The sequence below is a fragment of the Immundisolibacter sp. genome, from assembly GCF_041625615.1.
Lineage (GTDB): Bacteria > Pseudomonadota > Gammaproteobacteria > Immundisolibacterales > Immundisolibacteraceae > Immundisolibacter.
Window position 1 is genome coordinate 1 of record NZ_JBFJTF010000017.1, and the last position, 25,949, is coordinate 25,949.

24 protein-coding genes and 1 pseudogene are annotated in these 25,949 nt (G+C 68.4%); 10 read left to right on the forward strand and 15 right to left on the reverse strand.

All coding sequences use genetic code 11. The annotated features are described in order from the left end of the window. A partial coding sequence (locus tag ABYX71_RS02430) for an RNA recognition motif domain-containing protein (protein WP_372694620.1) occupies positions 1 to 268 on the reverse strand: 268 nt, incomplete at its 3' end. A 312-nt stretch (positions 269 to 580) separates the two neighbouring features. Between ABYX71_RS02430 and ABYX71_RS02435 the strand changes: the two genes are divergently transcribed. Beyond that, complete coding sequence (locus tag ABYX71_RS02435; RefSeq protein WP_372694578.1) at positions 581 to 1,840, forward strand: Rieske 2Fe-2S domain-containing protein; 1,260 nt, start codon at positions 581 to 583, stop codon at positions 1,838 to 1,840. Positions 1,841 to 1,951: 111 nt separating this feature from the next. Here ABYX71_RS02435 and pgl read toward each other — a convergent pair whose 3' ends face one another. Together pgl and zwf are read right to left on the reverse strand one after the other, a co-directional pair. Continuing rightward, entirely contained in the window at positions 1,952 to 2,650 is a 699-nt protein-coding gene (pgl, locus tag ABYX71_RS02440; RefSeq protein WP_372694580.1) for a 6-phosphogluconolactonase, read from the reverse strand. A 2-nt stretch (positions 2,651 to 2,652) separates the two neighbouring features. Further along, entirely contained in the window at positions 2,653 to 4,116 is a 1,464-nt protein-coding gene (gene zwf / locus ABYX71_RS02445) for a glucose-6-phosphate dehydrogenase (RefSeq protein WP_372694582.1), read from the reverse strand. Positions 4,117 to 4,236: 120 nt separating this feature from the next. Here zwf and edd point away from each other — a divergent pair, with 120 nt between their 5' ends. Together edd and eda are read left to right on the forward strand one after the other, a co-directional pair. Further along, complete coding sequence (edd, locus tag ABYX71_RS02450) at positions 4,237 to 6,099, forward strand: phosphogluconate dehydratase (protein ID WP_372694584.1); 1,863 nt, start codon at positions 4,237 to 4,239, stop codon at positions 6,097 to 6,099. Further along, positions 6,096 to 6,719, forward strand: a complete 624-nt coding sequence (gene eda, locus ABYX71_RS02455) for a bifunctional 4-hydroxy-2-oxoglutarate aldolase/2-dehydro-3-deoxy-phosphogluconate aldolase (RefSeq protein ID WP_372694586.1) — start codon at positions 6,096 to 6,098, stop codon at positions 6,717 to 6,719. The genes edd and eda overlap by 4 nt, the downstream gene beginning before the upstream one ends. Positions 6,720 to 6,731: 12 nt before the next feature. On the opposite strand, the gene ABYX71_RS02460 is transcribed toward eda, so the two are convergent. The 3 genes from ABYX71_RS02460 to ABYX71_RS02470 are packed head-to-tail and all read right to left on the reverse strand — an operon-like array spanning position 6,732 to position 11,228. Further along, entirely contained in the window at positions 6,732 to 8,342 is a 1,611-nt protein-coding gene (locus ABYX71_RS02460) for a UbiD family decarboxylase (RefSeq protein ID WP_372694588.1), read from the reverse strand. Positions 8,343 to 8,402: 60 nt separating this feature from the next. Beyond that, positions 8,403 to 9,869, reverse strand: coding sequence for a deoxyribodipyrimidine photo-lyase (locus ABYX71_RS02465; RefSeq protein ID WP_372694590.1), 1,467 nt, complete (start codon positions 9,867 to 9,869; stop codon positions 8,403 to 8,405). 45 nt (positions 9,870 to 9,914) lie between these two features. Beyond that, complete coding sequence (locus ABYX71_RS02470; RefSeq protein WP_372694592.1) at positions 9,915 to 11,228, reverse strand: S41 family peptidase; 1,314 nt, start codon at positions 11,226 to 11,228, stop codon at positions 9,915 to 9,917. 199 nt (positions 11,229 to 11,427) lie between these two features. On the opposite strand from ABYX71_RS02470, the gene phaR reads away from it, so the two are divergent. Together phaR and ABYX71_RS02480 are read left to right on the forward strand one after the other, a co-directional pair. Then, complete coding sequence (gene phaR, locus ABYX71_RS02475) at positions 11,428 to 11,883, forward strand: polyhydroxyalkanoate synthesis repressor PhaR (protein WP_372694594.1); 456 nt, start codon at positions 11,428 to 11,430, stop codon at positions 11,881 to 11,883. A 95-nt stretch (positions 11,884 to 11,978) separates the two neighbouring features. Further along, the gene (locus ABYX71_RS02480) at positions 11,979 to 12,332 is read left to right on the forward strand and encodes a phasin family protein (RefSeq protein ID WP_372694596.1); all 354 of its coding nucleotides are present in this window, start codon (positions 11,979 to 11,981) and stop codon (positions 12,330 to 12,332) included. A 17-nt stretch (positions 12,333 to 12,349) separates the two neighbouring features. On the opposite strand, the gene ABYX71_RS02485 is transcribed toward ABYX71_RS02480, so the two are convergent. From ABYX71_RS02485 to ABYX71_RS02505, 5 genes are all read right to left on the reverse strand, one after another. Continuing rightward, a complete protein-coding gene (locus ABYX71_RS02485; protein ID WP_372694598.1) occupies positions 12,350 to 13,405 on the reverse strand; it encodes an alpha/beta fold hydrolase in 1,056 nt (351 codons plus the stop codon). 11 nt (positions 13,406 to 13,416) lie between these two features. Beyond that, on the reverse strand, positions 13,417 to 14,094 hold the full coding sequence (locus tag ABYX71_RS02490) for a poly(R)-hydroxyalkanoic acid synthase subunit PhaE (RefSeq protein WP_372694600.1): 678 nt from the start codon (positions 14,092 to 14,094) through the stop codon (positions 13,417 to 13,419). Positions 14,095 to 14,238: 144 nt separating this feature from the next. Continuing rightward, positions 14,239 to 14,979 carry a 3-oxoacyl-ACP reductase family protein gene (locus ABYX71_RS02495; RefSeq protein WP_372694602.1) on the reverse strand — a complete coding sequence of 247 codons (741 nt, stop codon included), beginning with the start codon at positions 14,977 to 14,979 and terminating at the stop codon, positions 14,239 to 14,241. A gap of 106 nt (positions 14,980 to 15,085) precedes the next feature. Next, positions 15,086 to 16,300 (reverse strand): polyhydroxyalkanoate depolymerase, encoded by a 1,215-nt coding sequence (locus ABYX71_RS02500; protein WP_372694604.1) that lies wholly within the window; start codon positions 16,298 to 16,300, stop codon positions 15,086 to 15,088. Between the two features lie 6 nt (positions 16,301 to 16,306). After that, on the reverse strand, positions 16,307 to 18,094 hold the full coding sequence (locus ABYX71_RS02505) for a PHA/PHB synthase family protein (protein ID WP_372694606.1): 1,788 nt from the start codon (positions 18,092 to 18,094) through the stop codon (positions 16,307 to 16,309). A gap of 195 nt (positions 18,095 to 18,289) precedes the next feature. Between ABYX71_RS02505 and ABYX71_RS02510 the strand changes: the two genes are divergently transcribed. From ABYX71_RS02510 to ABYX71_RS02520, 3 genes are read left to right on the forward strand one after another with little or no spacing between them, the layout of a single operon-like run. Beyond that, positions 18,290 to 19,075, forward strand: coding sequence for a citryl-CoA lyase (locus ABYX71_RS02510; RefSeq protein WP_372694622.1), 786 nt, complete (start codon positions 18,290 to 18,292; stop codon positions 19,073 to 19,075). Continuing rightward, the gene (locus tag ABYX71_RS02515; RefSeq protein WP_372694608.1) at positions 19,072 to 20,448 is read left to right on the forward strand and encodes an MmgE/PrpD family protein; all 1,377 of its coding nucleotides are present in this window, start codon (positions 19,072 to 19,074) and stop codon (positions 20,446 to 20,448) included. Before ABYX71_RS02510 ends, ABYX71_RS02515 begins: the two co-directional genes overlap by 4 nt. A gap of 5 nt (positions 20,449 to 20,453) precedes the next feature. Continuing rightward, complete coding sequence (locus ABYX71_RS02520; RefSeq protein ID WP_372694610.1) at positions 20,454 to 21,236, forward strand: class I SAM-dependent methyltransferase; 783 nt, start codon at positions 20,454 to 20,456, stop codon at positions 21,234 to 21,236. A gap of 32 nt (positions 21,237 to 21,268) precedes the next feature. On the opposite strand, the gene ABYX71_RS02525 is transcribed toward ABYX71_RS02520, so the two are convergent. The 4 genes from ABYX71_RS02525 to ABYX71_RS02540 all read right to left on the reverse strand — a co-directional run bounded on the left by ABYX71_RS02525 (position 21,269) and on the right by ABYX71_RS02540 (position 24,298). Next, entirely contained in the window at positions 21,269 to 22,297 is a 1,029-nt protein-coding gene (locus tag ABYX71_RS02525; protein WP_372694611.1) for a 2Fe-2S iron-sulfur cluster-binding protein, read from the reverse strand. A gap of 104 nt (positions 22,298 to 22,401) precedes the next feature. Continuing rightward, positions 22,402 to 23,121 (reverse strand): DNA polymerase III subunit epsilon, encoded by a 720-nt coding sequence (gene dnaQ / locus ABYX71_RS02530; protein WP_372694612.1) that lies wholly within the window; start codon positions 23,119 to 23,121, stop codon positions 22,402 to 22,404. Beyond that, on the reverse strand, positions 23,118 to 23,576 hold the full coding sequence (rnhA, locus tag ABYX71_RS02535) for a ribonuclease HI (protein WP_372694614.1): 459 nt from the start codon (positions 23,574 to 23,576) through the stop codon (positions 23,118 to 23,120). The genes dnaQ and rnhA overlap by 4 nt, the downstream gene beginning before the upstream one ends. Beyond that, entirely contained in the window at positions 23,573 to 24,298 is a 726-nt protein-coding gene (locus tag ABYX71_RS02540) for a class I SAM-dependent methyltransferase (RefSeq protein WP_372694616.1), read from the reverse strand. The genes rnhA and ABYX71_RS02540 overlap by 4 nt, the downstream gene beginning before the upstream one ends. Before the next feature lie 156 nt (positions 24,299 to 24,454). Here ABYX71_RS02540 and ABYX71_RS02545 point away from each other — a divergent pair, with 156 nt between their 5' ends. After that, positions 24,455 to 25,651 (forward strand): class I SAM-dependent rRNA methyltransferase, encoded by a 1,197-nt coding sequence (locus ABYX71_RS02545; protein WP_372694618.1) that lies wholly within the window; start codon positions 24,455 to 24,457, stop codon positions 25,649 to 25,651. Between the two features lie 9 nt (positions 25,652 to 25,660). Beyond that, positions 25,661 to 25,949: pseudogene (locus tag ABYX71_RS02550) on the forward strand (hypothetical protein); the annotation flags it as partial.

Below are 25,949 nucleotides of genomic sequence, written 5' to 3' on the forward strand. Positions count from 1 at the left end.
AGCGCGGGCGGCGCGGCGGACGCGGCGCCCGCTCCTGCGCTTCGTTGATGCGCAGCGAGCGGCCACCCAACTGGCTGCCGTTCAGGTGCTGGATGGCAACTGCCGCGGCAGAGGGCTCCATCTCGACGAACCCGAAACCACGCGGCCGGCCGGTTTCGCGGTCATTGATGAGTTTCACCGACTGCACTTCACCATGCTGTTCGAACAGCGAGCGCAGTTCGTCTTCCGAAACGGAGAAAGGCAGATTGCCAACGTAAATCGAAGTCATAAAAGAAAATCGCTCGGAAAGGAGCGGGACGATCATCCTGTGTTTTGCCGTCCTGCTCCAGGGTCATCAAAAACCGCTGTCCGTTGGTGCTCCCGCAGGGTCGGGACGTAAGAACCAGCCTCGGGTCAGCGCATGTCGTGACTGAACCCATCGCGCATCAAGGACGTTTTACAAAACGCCGTTATCACGCGTTAAATCCAGTCCCGGCGAAGCGTACGACAAATCAAATGCACTGTGCGCGCGGGCACGTGTAATTTTTCCGGTTATCGTTCAGGTACGCACATACATGTCTTCCCGCGAAGGAGAGAGTTGATGAACGCACCCACCCCTGCCGATTCCGTCCTGCGATGGCCTGCGCCGGACGAAACGCGCGCGCCGTACCGCGTCTACGCCGATTCGGCACTGTACGAGCACGAGCAAGAGCGCATCTTTCGCGGTCCGGTATGGAGTTTTCTGGGCCTGGCCACCGAAGTGTCGAACGCCGGAGACTTCAAGTCCACGTTCATCGGTGACACGCCCGTCGTCCTGACCCGAGATGCCGAGGGCGTGCTGCACTGCTGGGTCAACCGCTGCGCCCACCGGGGCGCCCTGGTATGCCGCGAACTGCGCGGCAACGTCGGCGAGCAGGGCACCCATACGTGCGTCTATCACCAGTGGGCGTACGACGCGACCGGCGCGCTGGTCGGCGTTCCGTTCCGTCGGGGGCTCGGCGGCAAGGGGGGCTACCCGGCCGATTTCGACATGGCCGCGCACGGCCTGCAGCGCCTGAACGTGGACAGCGTCGGCGACATGGTCTTCGGCACGTTCGACCCGACTGCGCCGCCACTGCGCGAGTTCCTGGGGGCCGAACATTGCGCCAACATCGAACGCCTGTTCAGCCGGCCCATCACCATCCTCGGCCATGCCCGCCAGTACTTCCCCGGCAACTGGAAGCTGTACGCCGAGAACTCGCGTGACAGCTACCACGGCGGCCTGTTGCACCTGTTCTACCCCACCTTCGGCATCTACCGGCAAGGTCAGCGCGGCTGGGTCCACCTGTCGGACAACAAGCTTCATCAGCTGCTGCAGGTGTGCAAGCCGGCCGAGGACCAGAGCATCGAGCACTACCAGCAGGCCAGCAGCCGCAAGGCCGACTCTCAGGCTCAGCTCGAGGCACCGGAAATGCTGCGCTGGGAGCCCGAGCTCGGTGGCGAGATTGCCCTGACCATCCACTCCATGTTCCCGAACGTGGTGTTGCAGCAGATCTCCAACACCCTGGCCGTGCGACAGATCCAGACCAAGGGCGTCGATGCCACCGAGCTGGTATGGACGTTCTACGGTTTCACCGATGACAGCCCGGAGCTGACCGCGCATCGCCTGAAGCAGTTCAACATGGTCGGCCCGGCCGGCTATATCTCCATGGAAGACGGCGAAGCGGTCAGCATCTGCCAACAGGGCATCGCCGGCGGCCTGGACCAGGCGTCGGTCATCGAGTGCGGTGGCAACAGCATCGACAGCATCGAGGTCATGGGCGTAGACGAGAACGGCGTGCGGGGTTTCTGGCACGGATACCGCAAACTCATGGGTCTGTGACGCCAGTACCGCGGGCTTGACCGAGGCGCGGCCGCGCGACACCGGCCGCGCACGGCTGGCCCGGACGCCGTCCCCGGAGGCCTGTGCCAGCCCCAGCGCCCAGGCGCGGGCTCAGGGTCCCAGAAACACGCTGACTGGCACCTTTGCTTGGCACACGACAGCGGCGACCGGCAGGCGCAAAGGCTCACACTCGCCCCGCGCCTGCCGATAGACCGCCTGCTTGCGCGCCCCATTCAGCGGCAAATAGATCTGCCGGCTGTCGAGCAAGGCCGCCAGCGTAAGGCTCAGGCGTGGGTATGGCGCATCCGGCGGGTCGATGGCCACCAGGGTGTCGGTGCCGGCCGGATCGAGTGCCGCCTCGACCCCGGCCGCGCCCGGAAACAGCGAGGCGGTATGCCCGTCCTCGCCCATGCCGAGCACGACGGCATCGAACGGCCGCGGCAACACGCCGAGGGCCTGCTGTCGCTCGGCGATGGCCGGCGCCGGGCTCGGTGCCCCATTCCACAGCGGCACGAACTGCGCCGCCGCCGCGGCGCCCTGCAGGAGATGCTCGGCGACCAGATGGGCGTTGCTGTCCGGGTGCTGCGGCGGCAGCCAGCGCTCGTCGGCCAGGGAAACCCGCACGCGCGCCCAGTCGAGCGGCATCTCGCGCAGAGCATGGAAGAAGCCTATCGGGCTGCGTCCGCCGGACACCACCAGACTGGCCCGCGGGCGGGCCTTCAGGGCCGTGTCGAGCTGCGCGGCCACTGCCGTGGCCAGTGCCCGGACAGCCTCCTGCGCCGACACGAAGGCGTGCTCGCGCACCGCCATGCTCAGGTCTCCTCGCGCCAGGCCAGGCCGTCGCGCAGGATCAGGGCGCTGGCCGCCGCCGGCCCCCAGGTACCTGCGGTGTAGGGCTTGGGCGGCTCATCCATTGCCCGCCAGCCTTCGAGAATCGGGTCCACCCAGCGCCAGGCAGCGGCCAGTTCGTCGCGACGCATGAACAGCGTCAGGTTGCCCTGGATCACTTCGCGCAGCAGGCGTTCGTAGGCCTCCCACTGGCGGTGCTTGAAGGTCTCGGCAAAGTCCAGGTCGAGCGCCACCGGCTTCACGCGCATGCCCTCCCCCGGCACCTTGACCAGCAGGAACAGCTTCACGCCCTCGTCCGGCTGCAGGCGGATGACCAGGCGGTTCGGTTCGGCCGAGTTGGTGGACGGCGGCAGGATGGCGTGCGGCACCTGGCGAAAATTGACCACGATCTCGGCCATGCGCTCGGGCAGGCGCTTGCCGGTACGCAGGAAGAACGGCACACCGGACCAGCGCCAGTTGTCGATTTCCGCCTTGATGGCGACATAGGTCTCGGTCTGGCTGTCCGGGGGAATGTCCGCCTCTTCCAGATAGCCCGGCACCGGCTTGCCGGCCACGGCCCCCGCGCGATACTGGCCACGCACGGTCTTTTCCTTGATGTTGGCGGCGGTGATCGGCCGCAGCGCGCGCAGCACCTTGAGCTTCTCGTCGCGCACGGCGTCGGCGTCGATGTTGGTCGGCGGCTCCATGGCCAGAATGCACAGCAGCTGCAGCATGTGGCTTTGCACCATGTCGCGCAGGGCGCCGGACGGGTCGTAGTACTCGCCGCGCTCCTCCACCCCGACCTGTTCGGAAATGGTGATCTGCACGTCACGCACCGAGCCGCGGTTCCACAGCGGCTCGAAAATCGAATTGCCGAAGCGCAGCGCCAGCAGGTTCTGCACCGTTTCCTTGCCCAGGTAATGGTCGATGCGGAAGATCTGCCGTTCGGCGAAGATACTCCCGACCGCCTCGTTGATCGCCTCGGCGCTGGCGCAGTCATGGCCGAGCGGCTTCTCCAGCACCACCCGGGTCTGCGGCGTGACCAGCCCGTGCTGGGCCAGGCCCTCGCAAATGGGCCCGAACAGGCGCGCCGCGGTGGACAGGTAGAACACCCGCACGCGCTCGCCGGACTGCGCGAACCAGTCCTTCAGCGCGGCAAAGCCGGCCGGGTCGGTGCCGTCCACCGACAGGTAATCAACGTGCTCGCAGAACGCATTCCAGGCTTTGTCGTCAAAATCGGCAGCGGGAATGTGATGCCGGCAGGCATCGCCCAGCAGCGACAGGTAGTCGTCGCGCGTCAGGTCACGACGCGCCAGTCCCAGGATGCGCCAGCCCGCCGGCTGCTTGCCATCGCGATACGCGAAGTACAACGCCGGCAACAACTTGCGCAGGGCCAGGTCACCGGTCGCGCCGAAAAAGATCAGATCAAAATTGCTCAATACACTCATTCATTACACTCCGTGGCCCGCAGGCAGGTCCGATGTTCTGGCATCGCGATTGCTGCTTTCATGCCAAGCCGCTCATCGGCCACCCCACGGCGCCGCGCGAAACTGCACAGGAGATTGCACATGACCATCCACCCGGTCGTCGAGGCGGTCACCGAACGGATCCGTCGCCGCAGCCAACCAACCCGCCAAGCGTACCTTGCCCGCATCACACGGGCGCGACAGGCCGGCCCGGTGCGCATGCGCCTGCCATGCGCCAACCTGGCACACGCCTGCGCCGCCAGCGGCCCCGATGACAAGCGCACGCTCACCGGCGGACGGGCGGTCAACATTGCCATCGTGTCGGCCTATAACGACATGCTGTCAGCGCACCAGCCGCTCGAAACGTATCCCGCCATTCTCAAGCAGACCGCCGCCGACCTGGGCGCGGTGGCGCAGTTCGCCGGCGGCGTTCCGGCCATGTGCGATGGCGTGACGCAGGGTGAGGCGGGCATGGACCTGTCGCTGTTCTCGCGCGACACCATTGCCCTGGCCACCGGCGTGGCACTGTCGCACAACGCCTTCGACGGCATGCTGCTGCTGGGTGTGTGCGACAAGATCGTGCCGGGCCTGCTGATCGGCGCGCTGGCGTTCGGCCACCTGCCGGCGGTGTTCGTTCCGGCCGGCCCCATGCCATCGGGCCTGTCTAACGCGGAGAAGGCCAAGATCCGCCAGCTCCACGCCGAGGGCAAGCTCGACAACGCCGCCTTGCTCGAGGCCGAGTCGCGCGCCTACCACGCGCCCGGCACCTGCACCTTCTACGGCACCGCCAACACCAACCAGATGCTGATGGAGCTGATGGGCCTGCACGTGCCCGGCACCGCCTTCGTCAATCCCGGCACACCGCTGCGCGACGCGCTGACGGCCGAGGCCGCCCGCCTGGTGGTCGGCCTGGCGCGGGACGAGCACCAGGCGCCGTTGGGCGAGGTCGTCGACGAGCGGGCCATCGTCAACGCCACGGTGGGCCTGCTGGCCACCGGCGGCTCCACCAACCACGCCCTGCACGTGCCGGCCATCGCAGCCGCCGCCGGCATGCTCATCGACTGGGACGATCTGGCGACGCTGTCGGCGGTGGTGCCGCTGCTGGCGCGCGTGTATCCCAACGGCAGCGCCGACGTGAATCACTTCCAGGCCGCCGGCGGCACCGGTTTCGTGATCCGCGAACTGCTGGCCGGCGGACTCCTGCACACCGACGTGCGCACCGTCTCCCATGGCGGTCTGGCCGATTACACACGCGAACCGACGCTGGACGCCGGCCGGCTCGACTGGCAGCCGGCGCCGGCGGTCAGCGGCGACGACACCATCGTGCGGCCGCTGGCGCAGCCGTTCAGCGCAGACGGCGGCCTGCGCGTGCTGAACGGCAACCTCGGGCGCGCCATCGTCAAGGTCTCGGCCGTCAAGCCCGAGCACCGGGTCATCGAGGCACCGGCACGGGTATTCGACAGCCAGGAGGCGCTGCACGCTGCCTTCCGAAACGGCGAACTGGAACGCGACCTGGTGGCCGTGGTGCGCTTCCAGGGCCCGCGCGCCAACGGCATGCCGGAGCTGCACCGGCTGACGCCTGTGCTCGGCGTGCTGCAGGACCGGGGATTCAAGGTGGCACTGGTCACCGACGGGCGCATGTCGGGCGCTTCGGGCAAGGTCCCGGCCGCCATCCACGTCACCCCGGAGTGCCTCAACGGCGGCCCGCTGGCGCGGGTGCGGGATGGCGACGTCCTGCGCCTGGATGCCGAGCGCAGTGAGTTGATGGCGCTGGTGCCCGAACAGGACTGGGCGCAACGCGTTCCGGCGATGATCGATCTCGATGGCGCTCGCTGGGGCTGCGGCCGCGATCTGTTCGGTTTCGCCCGTCAGATGGCGGTTGGCGCCGAACAGGGCGGTGGCTTCATCGCCGCCGTGCCACCGCCGCTGGTATCCCTCCCCACGGCGACGGAGGTCACGGCATGACGCTGCTGGACATCCTGCGCCTGGGACCGGTCATGCCGGTGCTGGTGATCGACGAGCGCGACAAAGCCGTGCCGCTGGCGCGCGCCCTGCTCGCCGGCGGCATCCGCGTGCTCGAGATCACGCTGCGCACGCCGGTCGCGTTCGATGCCGTGCGCGCCATCCGCGACGCCGTGCCGGACGCGGTGGTCGGCATGGGCACCCTCACCCGGCCGCAGGACCTGTCCGCCGCGCGCGACGCCGGCGCGGTGTTCGGCGTGAGCCCCGGGCTCAGTCCGGGCCTTCTGGACGCGGCCGAGGACAGCGGGCTGCCGCTGCTGCCGGGCACCATGACGCCATCGGACGTGATGACCGTGCGCGCCGCCGGCCTTCGTGTCTGCAAGCTGTTTCCGGCGGCGGTGGCCGGCGGCCTCGACATGCTGAAGGCCCTGCACGGCCCCTTCCCGGATCAGGTGTTCTGCCCCACCGGCGGCGTCGATGTGGCCACCGCGCCCGCTTACCTGGCGCAGCCCAACGTCGCCTGTGTCGGCGGCTCCTGGGTGGCGCCCAAGGCCCTGGTGCAGGCCGGCGACTGGGCGGCCATCACCGCCCTGGCCGCGGCCGCGCAGCGGTTGCGCGGCTGAACCGCTGCCGTCTCAGCTCAGCTTGCGCCGCTGCCCGGCCTGTTTTTCACCGGTGAGGTAGGAGTCCCCCCGCACCGCCAGGTCGGCTTCCTCGGTCTCCTCGGCCGACCAGTGGCCCAGGTTGTAGCCATACCAGGGCGTGCGCAGCTTCAGTTCCGGCAACCCCAGCTCCTGCCACAGCTGGACGGCGTCTTCCATGAACGCCTGTCGCGGCAGGGAAACCGGTGGGTACGGCCAGTCGCGCGTGGCGTCGATCAGCAACCCGGACATGCGCGGCTTCTCGCCGGTCAGGCCACGGTTGGCGCCCGGCGGCGCGATGGACGGGTCCAGCGGCATCAACGGGATGTCCACCACACGCACGTCGCGATGCGGCTGCATGGCGTAGGACAGCGCCCAGTAGATGGCGCCCGGGTCGTGAATGTCGACGTCCTCGTCGACCACCACGGCAACCTTGCCGACGAATTTCTTGGCCAGGTGATCGAGGACGCGCTGACCGTCGTCGTCGTTCTGACGGCGGATGCGCACCAGGCACACGCCGAACGACCCCGACGCTTCCGGGTAGTGCACCTCCAGCACGTTGTCGAAGCCGCCGTCCTTGAGGTAGTCGAAACAGGCCGCCTCCCAGCCGATACCGCGGATCTTGGACGACTCGCTGGGCGGAAACTGTGAAAGAAACGCCTGGTAGATCGGCTGCTTGCGCATGGTGATTGCCGTGACTTCCATGAACCAGGAGTAGTCACGCGCCGCCATGTAGCCGGGAAACTCGCCGAACGGCCCCTCCATTTCCTGCAGATCGGTCGGCACGAAGCCCTCGACCACGATCTGCGCCTGGGCCGGTACCAGCAGGTCGTGCGACACGCACCGCACCAGCTCCAGCGCGTGTCCGGCCAGGCCGCCGGCCACGTCGTACTCGCACACGTCGTTGGGCAGGCGTGTGACGGCGGTGTAGGACACCGCCGGGGGCACGCCAATGACGATGGCGGCCGGCATCCTGGCGTGCCCGCGCTCGCGCCACAGCTCGATGTGCCGGCGCATGCCCCAGCCCGGCGAGGCCGGATACACACCGATTCGCTGCTCGGACTTGACCATGCCGCGGTAGTTGCCGACGTTGTGCAGGCCGGTGTCCGGGTCCTTGCTGACCCAGTGCGAGGCGGTGGTGTACGGCGCGTTGTCGAACCCGGGGGTCGAAATGGGAATCGGCAGGCGCGACAGGCAGCGTTCGCGCAGGTCATCGCCGCGCAGGATCTGCTCGTGAACCGGGCCGCTGTCGACCAGCTTCGGCGCGATCGGATTGGCCTGCGCGTGCTCCCAGCGGCGCGGAATCTCCTCCACCGTGCACTGCAGCCCCAGGGCGTAGATGTCGGACGAGCCGGCCATGGCGCACAGCACCAGCGGCATGTCATACGGACGGCCCTTGGCGTCGGTGATGTTCTCGAACAGCCAGGCCTTGCGGTCCTTCTCTTCCAGGCCGCGGAACTGCAGGCGCACCAGCGGATGCATCTGCGTGTCCTTGTCGATTGGCCGGCTGACGCGTTGCAGCTTGCCGGCCTGCTCCAGCGCGGCGATGTATTCGTTCAGGTCGCGGTAGTAGCCGGACGGCAGCTGTGCGGCGACAGTGGCCATGGCGTTTCTCCTCGGGCTTCACGGCGTGCCCGGCAGCGTAGCCGCCGCCCGACCGTACGGTCAATCAGGTGTCTGCTGCCGGCTTGCCGCAGCGCGCACCTGCGCGTAGGCGGACAGTGCCGCCTGACGGCCGGCCGCCAGGTCCACGATTGGCCACGGGTAGGTTTCACCCAGCCGCACACCCGCCGCCTGGCGCTCCGACTCCGGCGCCTGCCACGGTGCGTGCACGTGGCGCTTGGGCAGGCGTGCCAGTTCCGGCACCCAGCGACGCACGTAGTCCCCTTCGGGGTCGAACTTCCTGCCCTGAACGACCGGATTGAAAACGCGGAAGTACGGCGCGGCATCCGCGCCGCAGCCGGCCACCCACTGCCAGTTCTGGCTGTTGCTGGCGAGGTCCGCGTCCAGCAGCGTGTCCCAGAACCAGCGCGCGCCGGCCTGCCAGGGCTGCCGCAGGTGCTTGGTCAGGAACGAGGCAGTGATCATGCGCACGCGGTTGTGCATGAAGCCGGTGTGCCACAGTTCGCGCATGCCCGCGTCCACCAGCGGTATTCCGGTGCGCCCGCGCTGCCAGGCGCGCAGGTGCTCGGGGTCGTCCTGCCAGGGAAATGCCGCGAAGCGGCCGTCCAGCGGCTCTTGCGGCAACGTCGGGTAATGCCACAGCAGGTGCGCGCTGAACTCGCGCCAGCCGAGTTCCCGCCGCAGCGCCGCGACCTGGCTGTCCAGTGCGGGTGCCTGCGCAGCTGCCGCGTCCAGCGCCGCCAGCACCCGCCGCGCGCTGATCTCGCCGAAGTGAAGGTGCGGCGACAGGCGGCTGGTGGCGTCCTGGTCGGGGCGATCCCGGGCCGTCGCGTAGCGCGGGAGGGTCGATCGCACCGTCTCAGCGAGACGTCGACCGGCACCGGACTCGCCAGGCCGCCAGTACCGTTCGAACCCGTCGCCCCAGTCGTGCTGCGGCAACAGGCCGAGCGCGCCCAGCGAATCACCCGCCACGGTCCGCGGCACAGGCGGCAAACGCTCGGGCGCAGCACACAGCCCATCGTGCTGCAGGTGCGCCTGCAGTGCCCGCCAAAATGGCGTGAAACGTCGATACGCGGTACCGCTGGCCGTGAGCAGCCGCCGGGGCGAGAGCAGGAAGCCGCCACCGTGCAGACTCAAGCCCGCATCGACGGCCTGCAGCGCACGTTCCACCGCCTGCTGCTGCTGTCGGGCCGCCGGCTCGCAGCGCGCGTTGGCACACACCCACGCGGCCCCCGTCTCGCGCGCCAGCCGCGCCAGCGCCTCGGCCGCCGGCCCCTGGCGCAGCAACAGCCGGCTCCCCCTGGCCGCGAGTTGCCTGCTGAGCGCGTCAAGACTGTGATGCAGCCACCAGCGGCTGGCAGCGCCGGGCGACCAGGAACCCTCGTCCCGTGGCGCCCAGACAAACACGGGAATTACCCGTCCGCCGGCCTGAAGCGCCGCCTGCAGCGCCGGGTTATCGGCCAGGCGAAGGTCGGTGCGAAACCAGACGATGGCAGCGGGCCCGGACATTGAGTGACGCCTGGTCACCGAATCCGGCCGCTGCCCAACACCGCCTCAGTGCATCAGGTTGCTGCGCGACTGCACGATGTTGAGCGCCTTGAGCAGGTTCAGCGCCTCATGGACCCCGAAGTCCGTCTCCGCCAGGTTGCGTTCAGCGGCTTGCTTCTTGTTCGGGGCCTCGCCATTGGGATTGTCCAGGTGACGTGCCAGGTCGCGCTCGCCGATCGGGTCGATCGACTGTTCGATGGCGGTGAGCTGCAGACGCTCCAGTGTCACGTCCGGCTCGATCCCCTCGGCCTGGATGGAACGCCCCTTCGGCGTGTAGTAACGGGCCGTGGTGAGTTTGAGCGCCGCGTCCTCTCGAATCGGCAGGATCGTCTGCACCGAGCCCTTGCCGAAGGTCTTCTCGCCCATGATGATGGCGCGACCGTTGTCCTGCAGCGCACCGGCCACGATCTCCGACGCGGATGCCGAGCCGGCATTCACCAGCACCACGATCGGCACACCCTCGAGCACGTCGCCGGACGTGGCGGAGAACTTCTGCTCCGCCTCCGGCGCCCGGCCCTCGGTGTAGACGATCAACCCCTGCGTGATGAAGGCGTCGGACACCGACACCGCCGCCGTCAGCACACCGCCCGGGTTGTTGCGCAGGTCGAGCACCAGACCCTTCAGTCCGCCCTCGTTGCCCTCTTTCAGCGTGGTCACCGCTTCGCGCAGCTTGCGGCCGGTGTTGGTCTGGAACTGCGACACGCGCAAGTAACCGTAGCCGGGACTCAACGTCCGACTGCGCACGCTGTTGACCTTGATGATCGCGCGCGTGATGGTGATCTGGAGCGGCCGTTCCTCGCCTTCGCGCACCACGGTCAGCGTGATGTCGGTGCCCGGCTTGCCGCGCATCTTCTTGACCGCCTCCGACAATGACATGCCCTTGACCGCCGTGTCATCGAGACGGATGACCAGATCGCCGGCCTGGATACCGGCCCGCTGCGCGGGGGTGTCGTCGATCGGGGATATCACCTTCACGAAGCCGTCTTCCATGCCGACCTCGATGCCCAGGCCGCCGAACTCGCCCGACGTCCCCTCTTTCAGTTCCTGGAACTCGTCGTCTTCCAGATACGCGGAGTGCGGGTCCAGCCCGGTCAGCATGCCGCGAATGGCACTCTTGAGCAGGTCACTGTCGGTGATCGGCTCCACATAGTTCTGGCGAATGATGCCAAGCACTTCGCTGAACAGGCGCAGTTCCTGGATCGGCAGATCCACCGTGGTCACGGCCTCGCCGCGTTCCGCGTGCGCACCATCGCGCATCAACGCCAGCGCGCTGATGAAACCCAGTGCGAGCAGTGCAGATGCCTTCAACAGTCTGGACATGGGGTCTCCGGGGAAACGCCCGCCACGCCGGCGGGTACACGCGCGTGGCCGGTGCAAATTTTTACGGCACAGAAGTATAAGGCCGACGCGGCGCGGCGCGTTGCAGTGCGCTGTGTACAATCGATCCCAAACGATCGGCGCAGCGTGACACCGGCGCTTCGACCGGTCACACGGTCCCGTCGGACAGGGTAAACAGCACGTGCGGATTCTGAAGAAATACCCCAATCGCCGCCTCTACGACACGACACAGAGCTGTTTCGTAGCACTTGAAGACGTCAAACGACTGGTCCTGACCGGCGAACCGTTTGAGGTCCACGACTCGAAAACCGGCGAGAACATCACCCGCAGCGTGTTGCTGCAGATCATTGCCGAGCAGGAAGCCGACAGCGGCGGCTCGCTGCTGACCGACGAGGTGCTGCGTCAGCTGATCCGCTTCTACGGAGACAGCCTGCACGGCCTGTTGCGCGAATACCTCGAACGCAGTGTCACCATGTTCATGGAACAGCAAGGCGCTTTCCACGAACAGTTGCGCACCATGCTCAGCGGCCATCCGCTGAACCTCATGTCACGTCTTGCCGAACAGAATCTGGACATCTGGAGCCGCATGACCAGCGGGCTGCGCGGCGAACCGAACGAACAGAACGAGAAAAAATAATTCCGCGGCGCATAAAAACCCCTTGACAGGGGTGAGCACACGTCCTAGCCTGAGCCTGCGATTTTGCAATGCGGAATCCCTCGGAGGGCAACGCGATGTACGGCAAGATGATGGACAGCCTCAGCGAGCAGATGAAGCCATTTGCCGACATGACCACGATCGGCACGCAGGCATTCGAGAAGCTACTCAAAAAGCACATGGATCTGGCCGGCGACTGCTTCGAGGCCGGCCTGGGTCAGGCGAGCCAGTTCACGTCGTCGAAGGATCTGCCTGCCCTGATGTCGGCACAAAGCGCATTCATGACCGACATGGGCAAGAAGCTTTTCGACCTGGCCAAGTACGACATGGAAGTGGTTGCCGAAGCCAACCAGGCAGTGGCCGGCGTCATCGAGAACAGCCTCAAGTCCATGCCGGGCTGGAACGCCAAGCCCAAGCCCAAGGCGGCCTGAAGGCTACGGCTTCCGACTCAAGAAAGCCTCGCGTCCGCGGGGCTTTTTTGATTGCGAGCCAGAAAAAAGTCGGACACCGCAGCGGACACCGCCTGCAGTCCGCGCCGGCCGGCAAACACCCCGACGTGCCCCCCGTCGACCGCCAGTTCATGGTACCGGTGCGGCTCGACCATCTGACCCAGGGCGCGCGCCGCGGCCACGGGCACCATATGGTCGGCCCGCGCGTACACATTGAGGACCGGACAACCGAGGCGGCGCAGGTCGACGACGTGTCCGTCCAGTTGCAGCGTCCCAGTCCGTAGCTGGTTGTCGCGGTAACAGGTCGTCACGAACTCCCGCCAGGCCCGACCGGCCTGGTCCGGATAGTCCGCCTGCCAGTCGAGCAGTCGCAGCAGCCGTTCTCGGCGCCGCCGGCTGGACAGTTCCGCGACAGCGGTTCGCGTTGCCGTGGCCGCCCGCAGGGGGCGGAGCAGTGCGAACAGTCCGCCGAGCACGTGCCCGGGCAGGTTTCCATCCTCGGCCACCAGGTCTTCGGGCGCGACACTACGCGCCCACCCGGCCAGCAGGTCGCCTGGGGTGTGAAAATCGACCGGCGTCACCAGCGTCGCCAGCCGGTGTATTGCCCGCGGCGCGAGGCTCGCCAAGCACAGTGCAAGCACGCCTCCCTGACAAATGCCAACCACGTCCACAGTGCGTCGCGCATGGCGTTGGCGCACCTGCTGCAGCGCCTTGATCAGGTATCCGTTGACGTAATCGGCCATCGACACGCCGGCGTCGCTGGCATCGGGGCGGCCCCAGTCCATCAGGTAGACCGGATGGCCGCGGCGCTGCAAGGCTTCTATGAAGGAGTGCCCGGGCGCCAGATCCAGCACGTCCGGGCGATTGACCAGCGAGTAGACAAGCAGCAGCGGCCGCCCGGCAGCGCCGTTGCTGCCGGGATAAAAGCGCAGCACCGCCTTGCCTTCGATGCCGATCCGCTCCCGTTCCCGTGTCGGCCACGGGCCGACCGGCTGCTCGGCGTCCAACCATGCCTGCACGCGGGCACGCTCGGCGCGGACCTGCGCCGCTGTCACGCGCACCCCCGTCATCGCCCCGGCCGCGCCATCAACCGCAGCTGACGGCGAATGTCAGCGATTTCATCACTGAGTGCGCGCTGTGCCTCGCTGGCGCTGTGGATGCCCAGCCACTGCGCCGCCCAGCGCCGCTGCTCCGCCCGCAGGCGCGTCGCGGCCCTGGCGACCGCCGCGAGTCGAGCGGAATAATCGGGCACACGCAGCACCTCGGCCTCACAGGCATCGACACAGCGCTGCCAAAGCCCATACAAGGCACGGGGACTTCGCACCGGCGGCGCGACACCCTCGGCGAGGGCCGCCTGCAGGCGTTCGAGCGACCGCGTCCCGAGCCCGTCATACAGCGCCAGCAAGTGATCCAGCCGCCGGCGGTAGGCCACAACCGCCTGCCACATGGCAAGCCCCGGCGCCGGCCAGGATCCCAACGCATCCGGGTCGGGCAACATGTCCAGACCCGGCATCGGCATGAGCACCAGTGCCTCGTACAAGCCCCCCGGGCACAACAGGCCACGCAACTGGCGCAGGCGCTGCTGATCGACATGACGGGCCAACACGGCCAACGCCTGTCCGGCGGGATCGTCGCTCCCGGCGTTCAAGGCTTCGTCCCAGGCAATCAAAAGACGCTGGTAACCGTCCAGTTCGGCTGCAAGCGGCGCGCGCGGTGGCGGCGGACTCGCGGTGGCCTCCGCCACGGCCGACAGCCAGTCGGCTGACGAAGAAAAAGTCACTGTGGGGATGCGGGTTACGGCTGCGGGAGGGTGGCGATGCTAGCACGCCACCTGCGACAGGCCGTGCCGCCGATGCCGGGTCCGCCGGCGACCCGGCCGCCGGCGTGGTTACATGTACACGCCGCCGTTGACGTTGATCTGCTGACCGGTGATGTAATCGGCGTCGGTGGCAATGAACGCCACCACCTTGGCGACCTCCTGGGGCTTGCCGAAGCGTCCCATGGGAATGCGCGCGCGAATTTTTTCCTGCACCTCGGCCGACACTTTCGACAGCATCTCGGTTTCGGTAAAGCCGGGCGCAATGGCGTTCACGGTAATGCCGTAGCGTGCCAGCTCCAGCGCCGCCGTCTTGGTGAAGGCAATGATGCCGCCCTTGCTGGCGCCGTAGTTTGCCTGCCCGAAGTTGCCGGCCTGCCCGACATAGGAACTGATGTTGATGATGCGGCCGTAGTTCTGCTCGATCATGATCGGCATCACCGCCGTAGTGCAGTAATAAACGCTGCCGAGGTTGGTGTTGATGACCTGAAGCCAGTCGTCGTCGGTGAGCTTGCGCAGGGTCTTGTCGCGCGTGATGCCCGCGTTGTTGACCATGACGTCGACTCGCCCCCACTGGGCATGGACCTGTTCCACCAGGCCGCGAGCCTGGTCGGGATCCGCCACGTTGGCCTGCAGACACAGGGCGTCCACCCCCAGCGCGCAAACCTCGCTGGCCACCCCCTGCGCCTCGGACTCACTGCTGTGGTAATTGACCACTATCGACATGCCTCGCCGAGCCAGTTCCAGGGCAATCGTGCGACCGATACCGCGGGACGAGCCGGTGACAATGGCAACCTGACGGGCCTGTGACATGAGCATCCTCCTCCAAGCGCAACCAAAAGGGACTGCGGAGTCAGACCGTCGGCACCGAACAACGTTGCGCTGTCACGGACTGACAGGAAACGCGCCTGAGTCTGGATCAGCTGTTGCGGATGAACTCGCTGATCACGGGCACGATCTGCTCGCGCCAACGCCGACCGCTGAACGTGCCGTAATGGCCAACCTCCGGTTGGACGTAATGCAGTTTCCGTGCCGTCGACAGGCCAGTGCACAGGTCTTGCGCCGCCTCCGTCTGCCCCAGCCCTGAAATGTCGTCCTTGCCGCCCTCTACTGTCAGCAGCGCGGTGTGTTTGATGGCGCCCGGATCAACCTTTTCACCACGATGGTGCATGGCACCCTGCGGCAGCGCATGCTCCTGGAACACGGTGCGGATGGTTTGCAGGTAGAACTCCGCCGACGTGTCCATCACCGCCAGGTACTCGCGGTAGAACGCCCGGTGCTGCTCGGCGCTGTCGCCGTCGCCCTCCACCAGGTGGTTGAAGAACTCCTGGTGGGCGTCGACGTGCCGCTGGATGTTCATGCTGATGAAGCCGGACAGCTGCAGGAAGCCCGGATACACCCGTCGCCCGAAGCCCGGATACGTCGCCGGCACCGTCGCCAGCAGGTTCTTTTCGAACCAGGACAGCGGATTGGTCGTCGCCAGGTCGTTCGGCACCGTCGGACTGCGGCGGGTGTCGATCGGTCCGCCGATCAACGTCATGCTGCGCGGCGCGAGCGGGTCCTGACGCGAGGCCATCAACGACACCGCCGCCAGCACGGGCACCGCCGGCTGGCATACCGCCAGCACGTGCGTGTCCGGCCCCAGCGTGTGAATGAAATCGATCACATAGTCGATGTAGTCATCCAGATCGAAGCCGCCGTCGGCCAGCGGCACCATGGCCGCATCCAGCCAGTCGGTAACGAACACGTCGTGGCTGGGCATCAACGCCCGCACGGTATCCCGCAGCAGCGTGGCGTAGTGTCCCGACATCGGCGCCACCACCAGCAGGCGCGGGTCCGACCGCCTGGCCAGGCGCCGGAAATGCAGCAGGTCGCAGAATGGCTCGCGCTGGATCACCTCCTCCACCACGGGCACCTCGCGCCCGTCGATCACCGTGCTGTGCAGGTCGAACTCGGGCTTGTCGTAGCGCGCGGTGACGTTGTCGAACACTTCACAGCCAGCCGCCAGCCAGCGGGCCGGCGCCAGATCACGCCACGGATTCGCCGGGTGGCGCAGGATGCGGCCGGTCAAGTCGGCGGCGGCGCGCGCCGGGGCCAGACTGGCGTGTGCGATTTCCCGCATGTGGTACAGCATCAAGCGTCACTCCTCGCGACTGGACATCCGCACGTAGCGGCCCGGGGCATCCTCGATGGGCGGCAAGCCGCCCTCGCCCGGCTGGCGCGCCATCACCTTGCCGCCGGCACGCCGCCCGAGCCAGAACTTCCAGTCCGGCCACCAGGAGCCGGCGTGCTCGACCGCCGCCTCGTGCCAGGCATGCGGCGACTCGGGCAGCGTGTCGGCGGTCCAGAACTGGTACTTGCGCGCCGCCGGCGGGTTGATGATGCCGGCAATGTGGCCGGAGCCGGCCAGCACGAAGCGTGTCTTGCCCCCCGGCAACTGCGCACCGGCGTAAACCGAGCGCCAGGGCGCGATGTGATCCTCGGCGGTCGCCACGAAGTAGCACGGCACGGTGATCTTTCCGAGGTCGATCGGCACGCCAGCCAGGGTGATGCCGCCCGGCTCGCGCAGGCGGTTGTGCAGGTACATGTTGCGCAGATAAAAGCTGTGCATGGCCGCCGGCATGCGCGTCGCGTCGGCGTTCCAGAACAGCAGGTCGAACGCGGCGGGTTCCTTGCCGAGCAGGTAGTTGTTGACGAAGAAGGACCAGATCAGGTCGTTGGCACGCAGCAGATTGAAGGCCGCCGCCATGTCGGCGCTGTCCAGGTAGCCGGTGTCGGCCATCTTGGCCTCGACGGCGGCCACCTGGCTTTCGTCAATGAACACCCCAAGGTCACCGGGGTCGGTAAAGTCGAGCAGGCTGGCAAAGGTGGTGGCGGACTGGATGCGCGTGTCGTCCTTGGCAGCCAGATACGCCAGCGTGCTCATCAGCAGCGTGCCACCGATGCAGTAGCCGACGGCATTCACCTCCCGCTCGCCGCAGGCCTGCTCGATGGCGTCCAGCGCCGCCAGCGGGCCTTCCAGCATGTAGTCGTCGAACGACTTGTCGGCCAGCTGCGGCCCGGGGTTGACCCACGAGATCATGAACACCGTGTAGCCCTGCTCCACCCACCAGCGCACCAGCGAGTTCTTCTGTTGCAGGTCCATCACGTAGAACTTGTTGATCCAGGGCGGGATCACCAGCAGCGGGCGCCGGTACACCTGGTCGGTGAGCGGGCTGTACTGGATCAGCTGCATCAACGCGTTCTCGAACACCACCTTGCCGGGCGTGGCGGCAAGGTCGACCCCGACCGTGAAGGCCTGCGGGTCGACCATCCGCGGTGTCAGGCGGCCGTCACCACGCTGCAGATCCTCCAGCAGGTGCCGCAGACCGTCGAGCAGGTTCTGCCCCCCACTCTCGGCCGTGATCCGCAACACTTCGGGGTTGGTGGCGACGAAATTGGATGGCGACAGCGCGTCCGCAAACTGGCGCATATAGAACGTCAGCCGGTTACGGGTGTGCGGATCGATGTCCTGGGCATCGCCCACCTGTGCCAGCAACCAGCCGCTGGTGGCCAGATAGCACTGGCGGATCAGGTCGAATGCCGGCAATTGCCAGTCGGCCCCGCGAAACCGCCGATCGGCCACGTGCGCCGCACCCGCGACCGGCGACTGTCCACCGATGGCCCGCAGGCTGTCCTGCCAGATCTTGAAATAGGCATTCCACAGCTCGGCCTGAGCCTGGAGCAGTCGCGCCGGATCGTTCAGCAACGACTGCTGAAAGGACACCATTGCCTGCCACATGCCGTCGGCCATGCTGCCCAGCAGCGGCACGTCGGCTGCCGGCGACTGCCATGCCTCCCCCAACGCCTCCTGCACCTGCGCAGTCAACCGCGCCAGGTCTTCGAGTACGGCGTCGGACGCGCCGAGCGTCACTCCATCCGTTGACATATCCGGCCCTCCGCGTTGCTGCGCGAGCTCGCTATTGTGCAGCGCACAATGCGTGCGGAAGCGTAGTGGATAAGCCGCCGCCCTGTAAAGCCGGCGCACTGCCGCCGTTGCCCCGCCGCGCTTCTACCCTCCGTCAGAAACTGTCATCATCCGGACTCGCAAAACGGCTCCCCATCCACGCAGGAGGACTCCGCCATCATGGCCGAGACGCCACGCGCCAGCAGCGCCATCTGCACCTATACCAACGACGCCATCTACGTGCGTGACAAGAGCCTGGTTGACGAGCTGATCGGCGAGGTCACGTTCACCCAGATGATGTTCTTCCAGATCATGGCGCGCCTGCCCTCGCCGACAGAGGTCAAGATCGTCGACGCCGTGCTGGTGACCCTGCTCGAACACGGCATCACGCCGTCGGCGATTGCCACCCGCCTGACGCTGATGAGCGCGCCCGAGTCGTTGCAGGGGGCGGTGGCAGCGGGCCTGCTCGGGGTCGGTGGCACCTTCCTGGGCACCATGCAGGGCGCGGCGGAGCTGATCGATGAAATGATGCGCGCCGACGACGGCGTCAGCGCCGCTGCCGAGCGCATCGCCCGCCGTCACCGCGAAAGCAGGACGCCCCTGCCCGGCTTCGGCCACAACCTGCACCGTCCGGATGACCCGCGCACACCGAAGCTGTTTGCGGTGGCCCGCGACGCCGGCGTCAGCGGCGATCACATCGCCGCCCTGCAGGCGCTGGGCGACGCCGTGGACCGCGTCTACGGCCGGCACATCACCATCAACGCCACCGGGGCGATCGCCGCCCTGCTGTCGGAAATCGGCATCCCGGTAGATGTCATGCGCGGGTTTGCGGTCATCACCCGCGCCGCCGGCCTGGTCGGCCACATCAAGGAAGAGCGCGAGAATCCGGCCGCCCGCGCGCTGTGGGACGCGGCCACGCACGCGGTCGAGTACTCCGGCAGCGCACTGTCGGACCGCACATGATCGAGCCCTCACTGAGCGAGCAACTCGCCGACTGGCAAATCGCCCGCCGCGGCGAAGGCTTCCAACCTGCCGACCTGGAAGCCGCCCGCCTGCTCGTCATGGACTGGCTGGGCTCGGCACTGGCGGGCCTGGGCACCGACACCGGCCGAATTTTCCTGGACTACGCGCGCCAGCAGCCCGCCGGCCGGGTCACGCTGCTGGGCCTGGACGAAGGGCGCGCGGTCGAGGTGGCTGCCCTGTGCAACGGTGCCGTGTCGCACATCGTCGAGATGGACGACGTGGAGCGGGCCTCGGTCACCCACCCGGGCGCCGTGGTGGTACCGGCGGCGCTGGCCACCGCCGAGCGGGCCGGAGCGAGCGGACACGACCTGCTGGCCGCGGTGGTGGCCGGCTACGAAATCATGGTGCGCGTCGGCGCCGCGCTCGGCCCGGAGCACTACTACCACTTCCACAACACCGCCACGGCGGGCGCCTTCGGCGCCGCGGCAGCGGCCGGCTGGCTTCTGAAGCTCGATCGCGAGCGGCTGGTGTGGGCGCTGGGCAATGCCGGCACGCAGGCCGCCGGCCTGTGGCAGTTCAACGAGGAAGGCGCGCTCACCAAGCCCCTGCACCCGGGACGGGCCGCCGCCAACGGCGTGCTGGCCGCCACGCTCTCGCGCCTGGGCCTGACCGGCGCCCGCCACATCATGGAGGGCGAACGTGGGTTCTTTGCCGGCCTGGCCCCCCACGGTGAACCGCTGAAGGTCGTGGAGCACCTGGGCGAGCCGGGCGAGTCCCTGCGGGTGCACGCCATCTCCATCAAGCCGCATGCGTCCTGCCGGCACACCCACGCGCCCATCGACGCGGCCATCGCCCTGCACGCGCAGCTGGCATCGGTCGACGACATCGACATCGTGAGCGTCGACACCTACCGGGCGGCCCTGACCCTGTGCGACAAGCCGGACCCGCACAGCGCGCCGGACGCCAAGTTCAGCCTGCAGTACTGCGTGGCCACCGCCCTGCGCCACGGCCGGGTCGGCCTGACGCAGTTCGACCCGGCGGCCTTGTCCGACCCGACCGTACGGGCACTGCTGGAGCGGGTGACGGTCACCGCCGATCCGGCACGCGAGGCGGCCTACCCGGCCACCTGGTCCGCCGGCGTGACGGTACGCCTGCGCGACGGGCGCACGGTGCAGGCGGCGCAGGATCGCCCCCGCGGCGACCCCGAGAATCCCTTGTCCGCGTCCGAGCTCACCGACAAGTTCCGCCAGCTCGCCGCCTATGGCGGCCTCGATCGCGCGCGCACCGATCAGGCGCTGGACTGGCTGCAGGGGCTCGATTCCGCACAGCCGCTGTCCCTGGTCACCCTGCGCGCGGCCGCCTCGCGCGAGTAACGCTCATGACAGACCACACATACGCCTTGAGCAACGCCTGGAACCAGGCCCGCCAGCGACTGGCCCTGCTCGAGGACGAACTCGACCCGGCCACCCGCCGGCGGCTGCTGGCCTGCGGCGTGACGGCCGGATGGCAGTGCCTGGAGGTCGGCGCCGGGGGCGGCTCCATCGCGCACTGGCTGTGTCAGCAGGTCGGCGCGGGCGGACGCGTGCTGGCCACCGACATCGACACCACCCTGGTGGCCGTCGACGCACCACCGAACCTGGAACTGGCGACCCACGACCTCACCCGGGATCCGTTGCCGCCGGCCGAGTTCGACCTGGTGCACTGCCGCTGGCTACTGCACCACCTGCCGGACATCGACGACGCCATCGGCCGCCTGCTCGGCGCCGTCAAGCCCGGGGGCGTGCTGCTGATCGAGGAACCCGACTTCTTCCCGGTGCACGCCGGTGCACCAGCGCTCTATGCCCGGTTCATGGACGCGCTGACGCGGGCGGTGGTGGCCCACACCGGGCGCGACTGCTACTGGGCGCGCAGCCTCCCGGCGATGCTGGAACACCATGGCCTGCAGGCGGTCGGGGCGGACGCACAAGCCGCCGTGTTGCACGGCGGCGAGCGCCTGGCGCGCTTCTACCGTCTCAGCGGTCAGCAGGCCCGCCCGCGGGTACTCGACACCGGCCTGCTGGCCGAAGCCGACTACGATGCCGCCCTCGATTTGCTGGACGATCCCGGCCTGTGGGCCTTCGGTGCCTGCACGGTAGCCGCCTGGGGCCGCCGACCGGCGTGAGCCCAAGCCCACGCCGGCGCGGCTGAGCGGACTCAGACGAAGCTGTCGTAATGAATGCGGTCCGGCGACACCTTCAGTTCGCCGCCGAGCATCTGCATGACGGCGTTGATCATCACCGGCGGGCCACAGGTGTAGAACTCGCATTCCTGCAGCTGGTCGGTCGGGATCTGTGCCTTCACCTGCTCGTGGATGAAACCGACCGCGCCGCTCCAGCCCCCGGCGGCGGCGGCGTCGGCGTCGGACAGCGCCGGCAGGAACTCGAGACGGTCACCGAAGCCCGGGAGGGCCTTCAGCTCGTCCTCGCCGCACAGGTCCTGCGGACCGCGGGCGCCATAGAAGAACTTCAGCTTGACGTCCTGCATGCCCGGTTCGGCCACCAGGCCGCGGGCGATGGACAGCATCGGCGCCAGGCCGGAACCACCGCCGATGCACACCACAGTGCGCGTAACGTCGGTGCGCAGGAAGGCCAGGCCGTAGGGCCCGTCGATCTCGATCCGGTCACCGACCTTCAGGTCGAACAGCGCCGCCGTGCCGGCACCGTTCGGCACCTTGCGGATGATGAACTCCCAGTGCCCGTCGGCATTGCGGATGTTGGACATCGAGTAGGCACGCGGCCCCTCCACGCCCGGCAGGTGCAGCAGCGCGTACTGCCCGGGCCGGAAATCGGCTGCCTGGTCGTCCTTGAACACGAACTCGCGAATGTCGTGCGTGAGATCGCGAATGGCCACCAGTTCACCGAAAAAGCGCCGCGGCGCGTCGACCGGCACGAACTGGTCATCGACGATCATCGGCTTGATCACGCAGTCGGTCAGCGGCACGCACTGGCAACCCAACAGCCGGCCACGCTGGCGATCGCGCGGGTTCAGACCGGGCGCCTCCTCCCACAGGGTCTGTACCTCGCCCTCGACGAGGTCGAACTTGCAGGTACCGCAGCCGCCCACGTTGCATTCGTAGGACAGGCCGACACCGGCCCGCAGCCCGGCCCGCAGCACCGTGTCGTCGGCATCGCAGGAGAATTCGGCACCGGACTGCTGCACGCGGATGGAGAACGCCTTGCTCATGGATCTACCTATGGTTATCGGGGGTCGTCGGGGTGGTTTCGGGGGGAGTTGGTGTTTCGTTGCCGCCACGGCGGCCGGCCAAGTTTAACCAAGCGTGCGGCGCCTCATGCCGGCTCGCCCTCGGCCAGCCACAGGCAACGCCCGCCACTGGCCTTGTCGATGGCGGCCAGGCGCGCCGCGTGCGCCTGCAGCTCGTCGGCGCTCGGCGCCAGCACCGCCAGCCGTGGCCGGTCGGCCCGCACGCGGGTTGGCCGCGCCGCCTCGACCGTGCCCGGCGACGCCGCGTCGTCACCCAGCGACAGGGTGACCTGGCCGCCGGTCATGGCCAGGTAGACCTCGGCCAGGATCTGCGCGTCCAGCAGCGCGCCGTGCAGGCTGCGGCCCGAATTGTCGACGCCGTAGCGGCGACACAGCGCGTCCAGGGTGTTGCGCTGGCCGGGGTGCAGATGCCGCGCCAGGACCAGCGTGTCGAGCACCGAGCACAGGGCATCGATGCTGTGGCCACCGTCCAGGCGCGCCAGCTCGGCGTTCAGGAAACCGACGTCGAAGGCGGCGTTGTGGATCACCAGCTCGGCGCCCCGCACATACTCGACGAACTCCCCGGCCACATCTGCGAAACGCGGCTTGTCGGCCAGGAACTCGTTGCTGATGCCGTGCACTTCGATGGCGCCGGCGTCGATCTCCCGGTCCGGCTGCAGGTAGTGATGGAAGTTGCGCCCGGTCGGCCGCCGGTTGAGCAGTTCCACCGCGCCGATCTCGATGACGCGATGGCCCTCGGCCGCCGAAAGACCGGTGGTTTCGGTATCGAGAACGATCTGCCTCATGCCCGGTGTTCCTGGACCGCGCCAAGCTCGTCGATGCCGCGATTGGCCAGGGCATCGGCGCGCTCGTTCTCGGGGTGACCGGTGTGTCCGCGAACCCAGGACCACTCCGCCTCGTGTGCCGACAGCAGCGTGTCCAGGCGCTCCCACAACTCGCGGTTCTTCACCGGCTTGCCGTCGGCCGTGCGCCAGCCCCGCCGCTTCCAGCCGGCCATCCATTTCGTGATGCCGTGCATCACGTACTGCGAGTCGGTCACGATGTGCAGGCGGCTGGGCCGCTGCAGCACCTCCAGGGCACGGATCACCGCCGTCAGTTCCATGCGGTTGTTGGTGGTGTTCGGCTCGCCACCCCACAGCTCGCGCTCCTGGGCGCCGTAACGCAACAGCGCGCCCCAGCCGCCAGGACCGGGGTTGCCGCGACAGGCGCCGTCGGCATAGATCTCCACCGCGCGGCTCACGCCGCCATCCGACCGGCCGGAACGCGCAGTGGGCGCCGCGCATAGACCGGCTTGCGTTGCCACTGCACGCGCAGCGGACGCACCGCGAACTGGCGCTTGCTGGCAGCCAGGCAGTACACCCCGCCGGCACGCGGCAGCAGGCGCGGACCGATGCGCTCCATCAGCTGGCTGTGGTGCAGTGCCCAACGCCGCTCCAGCGGCAGGCGAAAGAACGCCGTCGTCACGTCCTCCACCTGCATCGGCAGGCACGACAGGGCATGGCGCAGCTCGTTGACCGAACGCAGGTGCTCCGGCCACCAGTCGCGCGGGTGCGGACCGAAGCGCTCGGCCAGGCCACGCAGGCCGCACAGGCTCCATGGATTGAAACCGGCCACCAGCAGGCGGCCGAACGGCATCAGCACCCGTTCGGCCTCGGCCAGCACCGGCGCCGGATCGTCCACCTGCTCGAGCACGTGACGCAGGATCACCACCGCCGCACTGGCACTGGCCACCGGCCATGCCTTCAGGTCGCCGCACAGCGCGGTGCCGGACCCCGGCGCCGGCGCCATGACCACCGACCAGGCACGGCCGCCGACATCGTCCATCGGCAGCGCCGGCCAGGGACCGGGCACCTGCAGGACCAGCCCTTGCAGCCCGCTCGGCAGCAGCCCGAGCAGCAGCTTCCGCTCGGCCTGTGCCAGGGTCGCGGCCAGCGGATCGTGGAGGGACGCATCGGCGGTCATGTGCGCTCGCGCGGGGGCAACCGGTAACTGGGGAAGCTGTGGATTGTATGCAGCGCCGGAACCCCGCCTCAAGCCCGCCGCCGGATTCGTCCGACCGCGCCTTGCATGCCGGGAGCCAGGACCGATAATGCAACGCCCGCCACCGGAAGCCCTACCGTGAGCCTTGCCCCGCTGCGCCTGAAACGCAATGAACACCGCCGCCTGCGCGCCGGTCACCTATGGGTCTTCAGCAACGAGGTGGACACCGCCGCCACCCCGCTGACCGCCTTCACGCCCGGCCAGCTGGTGCGGCTCGAAAGCGACCGCGGCGCGCCGCTGGGCACGGCCTACGTCAACCCGCGCTCGCTGATCTGCGCCCGGCTGCTGAGCCGCCGGGTGTTTGACGAGGAGGCGCAGGTACAGGCCCTGCTGGGCCGTCGCCTGGCCGATGCACTGACCCTGCGCGAGCGCCTCCACGACACGCCGCACTACCGCCTGGTCCACGCCGAGGGTGACGGCCTGCCGGGGCTGGTGGTGGACCGCTACGGCGACCAGCTGGTGCTGCAGATCGGCACCGCCGGCATGGAGGCGCTGCGCGAACACGTGCTCGCCGGGCTGCGAAACCTGCTTCATCCGGCCGGCATCCTGGCCCGCAACGACGGTTTCGGACGTGATCTCGAAGGCCTGCCGCTCGGCCCGCCCGAGGTGCTGCACGGCACGGTGCCGGAATACGGCGAGGTCAGCGAGGGCGGCCTGCGCTTCGCGGTGCCGCTGCACGGCGGCCAGAAATCCGGCTGGTATTTCGACCAGCGCCCCAATCGCCAGCGCCTGCGAACCTACGTCGGCACCGGCCGGGTGCTGGACGTGTTCAGTTACGTCGGTGCCTGGGGCGTCCAGGCGGCCGCGGCCGGCGCCCGCGAGGTCCTGTGTGTCGACGCCTCGGCGACGGCCCTGGCCGGCGTGCAGGACAACGCCCAGCGCAATGGCCTGGCCGACCGGGTGACCACACGCCAGGGCGATGCCTTCGAGGTGCTGTCAGCCCTGCTGGCGGACGGGCAGTCGTTCGACACCGTCATCATCGACCCGCCGGCCTTCATCAAGCGCAAGCGCGATGCCGACGCCGGCCTGGAAGCGTATCTGCGCCTGAACCGCCTGGCCATGCAGTGCGTCGCGCCCGGCGGCTTTCTGGTCAGCGCCTCGTGCTCGCACCATCTGGCGGAAGCCGACTTCCGGGACGTGCTGCGCCGCGCTGTCCTGCCGCTGAACCGTCGCCTGCAACTGCTCGAACGCGGCCAGCAGGGCCCCGACCACCCGCAGCTGCCGGCCATGCCCGAAGCCGGCTACCTCAAGGTGGCCTTCTGCCGGGTGCTGTAGGTCGAGGTGATGGCCGTGGCACTGGACCCGCACCGCCCCGCCGGGACGCAGATCCCGAGGCTGCTGCGGTCCGAGATCGACACGGCCCTGACGGCGCTGCGCGGCACGCCGCACGCCAAGGCCGTCCACACAGCGCGCCGTCACATCAAGAAAGCGCGCGCGTTGAGCCGGCTGCTGCCGGGCGCGCCCGCCGACCGGGCGCTGCGCGATGCCGGGCGTGCGCTGTCGACCACACGGGATGCGGCGGTTCGCCGCCAGGTGATCGATGCGCTGCTGGCCGGCAGCCCCCCGGCCGCCA

Excerpts from the sequence above, each read along its gene's own strand:
- ABYX71_RS02540 (WP_372694616.1), bottom strand. The coding sequence starts at position 24,298 with ATGACCGCCGATGCGTCCCTCCACGATCCGCTGGCCGCGACCCTGGCA.
- ABYX71_RS02470 (WP_372694592.1), bottom strand. The coding sequence starts at position 11,228 with ATGTCCAGACTGTTGAAGGCATCTGCACTGCTCGCACTGGGTTTCATC.
- ABYX71_RS02480 (WP_372694596.1), top strand. The coding sequence starts at position 11,979 with ATGTACGGCAAGATGATGGACAGCCTCAGCGAGCAGATGAAGCCATTT.
- pgl (WP_372694580.1), bottom strand. The coding sequence starts at position 2,650 with ATGGCGGTGCGCGAGCACGCCTTCGTGTCGGCGCAGGAGGCTGTCCGG.
- ABYX71_RS02495 (WP_372694602.1), bottom strand. The coding sequence starts at position 14,979 with ATGTCACAGGCCCGTCAGGTTGCCATTGTCACCGGCTCGTCCCGCGGT.
- eda (WP_372694586.1), top strand. The coding sequence starts at position 6,096 with ATGACGCTGCTGGACATCCTGCGCCTGGGACCGGTCATGCCGGTGCTG.
- zwf (WP_372694582.1), bottom strand. The coding sequence starts at position 4,116 with ATGAGTGTATTGAGCAATTTTGATCTGATCTTTTTCGGCGCGACCGGT.
- ABYX71_RS02500 (WP_372694604.1), bottom strand. The coding sequence starts at position 16,300 with ATGCTGTACCACATGCGGGAAATCGCACACGCCAGTCTGGCCCCGGCG.
- ABYX71_RS02525 (WP_372694611.1), bottom strand. The coding sequence starts at position 22,297 with ATGAGCAAGGCGTTCTCCATCCGCGTGCAGCAGTCCGGTGCCGAATTC.
- ABYX71_RS02465 (WP_372694590.1), bottom strand. The coding sequence starts at position 9,869 with ATGTCCGGGCCCGCTGCCATCGTCTGGTTTCGCACCGACCTTCGCCTG.
- ABYX71_RS02520 (WP_372694610.1), top strand. The coding sequence starts at position 20,454 with ATGACAGACCACACATACGCCTTGAGCAACGCCTGGAACCAGGCCCGC.
- ABYX71_RS02515 (WP_372694608.1), top strand. The coding sequence starts at position 19,072 with ATGATCGAGCCCTCACTGAGCGAGCAACTCGCCGACTGGCAAATCGCC.
- ABYX71_RS02460 (WP_372694588.1), bottom strand. The coding sequence starts at position 8,342 with ATGGCCACTGTCGCCGCACAGCTGCCGTCCGGCTACTACCGCGACCTG.
- ABYX71_RS02435 (WP_372694578.1), top strand. The coding sequence starts at position 581 with ATGAACGCACCCACCCCTGCCGATTCCGTCCTGCGATGGCCTGCGCCG.
- ABYX71_RS02505 (WP_372694606.1), bottom strand. The coding sequence starts at position 18,094 with ATGTCAACGGATGGAGTGACGCTCGGCGCGTCCGACGCCGTACTCGAA.
- edd (WP_372694584.1), top strand. The coding sequence starts at position 4,237 with ATGACCATCCACCCGGTCGTCGAGGCGGTCACCGAACGGATCCGTCGC.
- dnaQ (WP_372694612.1), bottom strand. The coding sequence starts at position 23,121 with ATGAGGCAGATCGTTCTCGATACCGAAACCACCGGTCTTTCGGCGGCC.